Raw genomic sequence first — 4,441 nt, 5'->3', positions numbered from 1 at the left:
AGAGAAAGACCGGGCCGCAAGAACGCCTCTCGGCGGAAGGCCGCTCGAAGCGGCAAAAATTGGAGCCCGGGGTTATGCGGCCCGGCTACTCCATTGTAACGCCCGAATCGCGTGAGTATTCCCCCGTGGCTGTGCGACGTAGAGTCGTTGCATGACCCAGCGCTTCGCTCTGATGATCGATCCCGCAGATGCCGCCGCTGAGCGAACCGATTACGCCGACACCTTCACGATGGTGGATGCCTCGGCGCCGGCGCTGAGCGTCGGAGAGCTCAGCACGCAGCGCGGCGACGGCGTCTTCGAGTCGATCGGCGTCGTCGACAAGCACGCGCAGGAGGTGCTGCCTCATCTCGAGAGACTGGCGCACTCCGCACGGCTGTGCGATCTTCCCGAGCCCAACCGCGAGCAGTGGCGTCAAGCCATCGCCGCGGCGGAGGCCGCGTGTGGTGCCGGGGAGTCGGTGATCAAGCTGATCCTCAGTCGCGGCGTAGAGCACGGACCCACCCCGACGGCCTGGGTGACGGCTGCGCCGGCATCGGATTTCTCCGCTGTGCGCGAGCGCGGTGTGCGGGTGGTGACCCTCGATCGCGGATACGACCTCAGCGCCGCCGAGCGGGCGCCCTGGCTGCTGCTGGGGGCCAAAACGCTGTCGTACGCGGTGAACATGGCGGCGCTGCGCGAGGCGCGCCGCAGGGGCGCTGACGACGCGATCTTCCTCTCCAGCGACGGATTCGTGCTCGAAGCGCCCACGGCTTCGCTCATCCTTCGATTCGGTGACCGCTTCGTGACCCCGGCGCCGACCGGCGGGATCCTGCATGGCACGACCCAGCTGAGCGTCTACGAGTACCTCAGTGGACGAGGCTTCGACGTCGAATATGAGCGGATCGCGGCCTCTGAACTGTCTCGCGCTGATGCCGCGTGGCTCGTCTCGAGCGTGCGCCTTGCCGTGGCGGTCACCGCGATCGACGACGTCTCGGTTGTCGCGGATCGAGAGCTGACGCAGCAGCTCAACGCGTATCTGCTGTCGCCGCGCGACTGAGTGGGGCCGTCTGGCTGCCGTGGGCGGATTACCCGAACCGGCCGGAGACGTAGTCTTCGGTCGCCTGCACCGAGGGCGTGGTGAAGATCGCGGTCGTGTCGTCGTACTCGATGAGCTTGCCGGGCTTGCCGGTGCCGGCGATGTTGAAGAATGCCGTCTTGTCGGAGACGCGGGATGCCTGCTGCATGTTGTGCGTCACGATCACCACGGTGTACTCGTTCTTCAGCTCGCTGATGAGCTCCTCGATCGCGTAGGTCGAGATCGGGTCGAGGGCCGAGCACGGCTCGTCCATGAGGATCACCTCGGGCGAGACGGCGATCGCGCGGGCGATGCACAGACGCTGCTGCTGACCACCCGACAGGCCGGAGCCGGGCCGGTCGAGGCGGTCTTTGACCTCGTTCCACAGGTTCGCGCCCGTGAGTGCCTTCTCGACGAGGTCATCCTGGTCGCTCTTGGACATGCGCGTGTTGTTGAGCTTCACACCCGCCAGTACATTCTCTTTGATCGACATCGTCGGAAACGGGTTGGGGCGCTGAAAGACCATGCCCACCTGGCGACGCACCAGCACAGGATCGACGCCGGGCGCGTAGAGGTCTTTGCCGTCGAGGAGCACCTCACCCTGCACACGGGCGCCGGGAATGACCTCATGCATGCGGTTCAGCGTGCGCAGGAAGGTCGACTTGCCGCAGCCGGACGGGCCGATGAACGCCGTCACGCTGCGCGGCTGAATCTCGAGGGAGACGCCCTCTACCGCGAGAAAGTCGCCGTAGTAGACGTTCAGGTCGTTGACTTCGATGCTCTTGGACACGGGAGTTCCTTCGGGTCAGGTACGGCTCAGCGGCCGGAGGTCTTCGGGGCGAACCACTTCGCGATCAGGCGCGAGAGCAGGTTCAGCACCATGACGATGAGGATTAGCGTGAGTGCAGCGGCCCACGCACGGGCGACAGCAGAGTCGGGGCTGGTGCCCTGGTTCATGTACTGGTTGTATGCGAACACCGGAAGGGTCATCATCTGACCGTCGAAAATGTTGAGGTTCATGCTCGCCGTGAAGCCGGCTGTGAGTAGGAGCGGTGCTGTTTCGCCGATGACTCGTGCGATCGAGAGCATCACCGAGGTCATGATTCCGGCGATCGAGGTGGGCAGAACGACCTTGAGGATCGTCAGCCACTTCGGGACGCCTAGCGCGTAGGACGCTTCACGCAGCTCATTGGGAACGATGCGCAGCAGCTCTTCGCTGCCGCGCACCACCACCGGCGTCATGAGCACGGCCAGCGAGAGCGCACCCATGAAGCCCATAGATATGCCGGGGCCGAAGATCAGCGCGAACACCGCATAGATGAAGAGACCGGCAACGATCGAGGGGATACCCGTCATGACGTCGACGAGGAACGTGATCGCCTTGGCGATCTTTCCGCGACCGTATTCGACGAGGTAGATCGAGGTCATCAGGCCGATCGGCACCGAGATGACCGCTGCCACCATGGTGACCATGAGCGTGCCCCACATCGCGTGAACGATGCCACCGCCTTCGCCAACGACGTTGCGCATCGAATAGCTGAAGAACTCTGCATCAAAACGCTCAAGGCCATTGCTGACCACTGTCCACAGCACGGATATCAACGGCAGCAGGGCGATAAGGAAGGCAGTCGCAACGAGTGCTGTCATCAGCCGGTCGACGGCTTTGCGGCGGCTCTCGGCGATCGTTGAGATCGTCGTGATCAACACCATGTAGATCAGGATGCCGACGATCGATGCTCCGACGATGTTGAAGTCGGCGAGGTTTTGTCCGACGCTTGCAACACCGAAGATCGTGAATGAGATCACAAAGGAGACCAGCAGCAGGCCCCAGGGGGCCCACTTGGGGAGCCTGCCGGAGGTGAGCGATGCCGAGGGTGCGGGAGCGGTGAGGACGGTCATGTCAGTTCGCTCCTGAGAACTCGGCGCGGCGGGCGACGATCCACCGAGCCGCGGCGTTGACCGCGAAGGTCACGATGAACAGGATCAGGCCGGTCGCGATGAGCGTGTTCACGCCAGTGCCATGGGCTTCGGGGAACGCGAGCGCGATATTCGCCGGGATCGGTGTCGGGTTCGTTGAGGTGAGCAGCAGGAAGCTGACAACGGCCGACGGTGAGAGCACCATCGTCACGGCCATCGTCTCGCCGAGGGCGCGTCCGAGAGCCAGCATGGCCGCGGACACCATGCCACCCCGAGCGAACGGCAGCACTGCCATGCGAACCATCTCCCAGCGTGTGGCGCCGAGGGCGAGGGCGGCCTCTTCGTGAAGTGTGGGCGTCTGCAAGAACACTTCGCGGCAGATCGCGGTCATGATCGGAATGATCATGACCGTCAGTACGAGGGCCGCGGTGAGGATCGTGCGGCCAGTGGGGGATACCTGTCCCCCGAAGAAGGGCACCCAAGCCGCATTCGCATTGAGCCACGCGTAGAGAGGCTGAATGAGCGGGGCGAGTACGAGCCCGCCCCACAGCCCGAACACGACAGAGGGTACGGCTGCGAGCAGATCGATGACGTAGCCCAAAGTCGCAGCAAGCTTTCGAGGCGCGTAGTGCGAGATGAACAGGGCAATGCCGATCGAGATCGGCGCGGCGAGCAGCAGAGCGATGAACGATGCCCAGAGGGTGCCAAAGACCAGCGGCCACACGTATGCCCAGAACGGTTGCCCGTTGAGAATGTGGTTGTCGCTCGTGTCGGGTTCGAAGGCTGGGATGCTCTGGATGATCAGGAAAGTGGCGACCGCCGCGAGGACGATCAGGATGACGATTCCTGCGCCCAGTGCTGTTCCGGAGAAGACGCGGTCGCCGAGTCTCTGCTTGGCCTTGATGGGCATCGGTCGCGCGCTTCGTACCGGCTCGCGCTGTGCCTGCTCGGTCGTACTCATGATCTCCGTTTCGGGCGGGAGGAGTCGGGATGGAGGGCCGTGCTCGTCGATGCCCTCGCGCCCGTTCAGGACGCGAGGGCATCGACCTCAATTATCGGTGATCAGCCGACCTGGATCAGGTCGATCGCGGCCAGAGCCTGCTCGCGCAGTCCGTCCGAGATGGGGGCGTTGCCGGCGTTCGCCTCAGCAGCCGTCTGGCCCTCAGCGCTGGCCATGTACTCGAAGTACGCCTTGACCAGTGCAGCGGTGTTCTCGTCCTCGTACTGCTCGCAGCCGATCAGGTAGCTGACCAGGGCGATCGGGTAGGCGCCACCGGTGGCAGCAGCCGGGTCGACGTCGAAGACCAGGTCGCCTTCGCCACGGCCCTCGACCAGCGGCGAGTTCTCGACGAGCTTGGATGCCGCCTCTGCCGAGTACGCGACGTACTCGCCGTCGACCTCGACGTGAACCTGACCGAGGTCGCCGACCTGTGACGCGTCGGCGAAGCCGATGGCTCCGTTGCCGGCGGT

At 64.4% G+C, this 4,441-nt stretch carries 4 protein-coding genes and 1 pseudogene; 1 reads left to right on the top strand and 4 read right to left on the bottom strand.

What is annotated here, in order from left to right:
• The first annotated feature begins 151 nt into the window (after nucleotides 1-151).
• Nucleotides 152-1,036: an aminotransferase class IV gene (locus Q1J95_RS14835; protein WP_300268970.1), complete on the top strand. Its 885-nt coding sequence runs from the start codon at nucleotides 152-154 to the stop codon at nucleotides 1,034-1,036.
• 28 nt (nucleotides 1,037-1,064) lie between these two features.
• On the opposite strand, the gene pstB is transcribed toward Q1J95_RS14835, so the two are convergent.
• The 4 genes and pseudogenes from pstB to Q1J95_RS14815 form a co-directional block, all read right to left on the bottom strand.
• Nucleotides 1,065-1,844, bottom strand: a complete 780-nt coding sequence (gene pstB, locus Q1J95_RS14830) for a phosphate ABC transporter ATP-binding protein PstB (RefSeq protein WP_300268968.1) — start codon at nucleotides 1,842-1,844, stop codon at nucleotides 1,065-1,067.
• A gap of 26 nt (nucleotides 1,845-1,870) precedes the next feature.
• Complete coding sequence (gene pstA, locus Q1J95_RS14825) at nucleotides 1,871-2,953, bottom strand: phosphate ABC transporter permease PstA (RefSeq protein WP_300268965.1); 1,083 nt, start codon at nucleotides 2,951-2,953, stop codon at nucleotides 1,871-1,873.
• A gap of 1 nt (nucleotide 2,954) precedes the next feature.
• Entirely contained in the window at nucleotides 2,955-3,932 is a 978-nt protein-coding gene (pstC, locus tag Q1J95_RS14820) for a phosphate ABC transporter permease subunit PstC (RefSeq protein ID WP_300268963.1), read from the bottom strand.
• Between the two features lie 101 nt (nucleotides 3,933-4,033).
• Nucleotides 4,034-4,441, bottom strand: a pseudogene (locus Q1J95_RS14815) (substrate-binding domain-containing protein); the annotation flags it as partial.

Origin of the sequence: Microbacterium sp., from assembly GCF_029263575.1 — a bacterium.
Classification (GTDB): domain Bacteria; phylum Actinomycetota; class Actinomycetes; order Actinomycetales; family Microbacteriaceae; genus Microbacterium.
This window is presented reverse-complemented; position numbering and strand designations above follow the sequence as displayed.

Bases quoted from the DNA above. Each gene is read 5' to 3' on its own strand.
- Q1J95_RS14835 (WP_300268970.1), top strand. From the start codon at position 152: ATGACCCAGCGCTTCGCTCTGATGATCGATCCCGCAGATGCCGCCGCT.
- pstA (WP_300268965.1), bottom strand. From the start codon at position 2,953: ATGACCGTCCTCACCGCTCCCGCACCCTCGGCATCGCTCACCTCCGGC.
- pstC (WP_300268963.1), bottom strand. From the start codon at position 3,932: ATGAGTACGACCGAGCAGGCACAGCGCGAGCCGGTACGAAGCGCGCGA.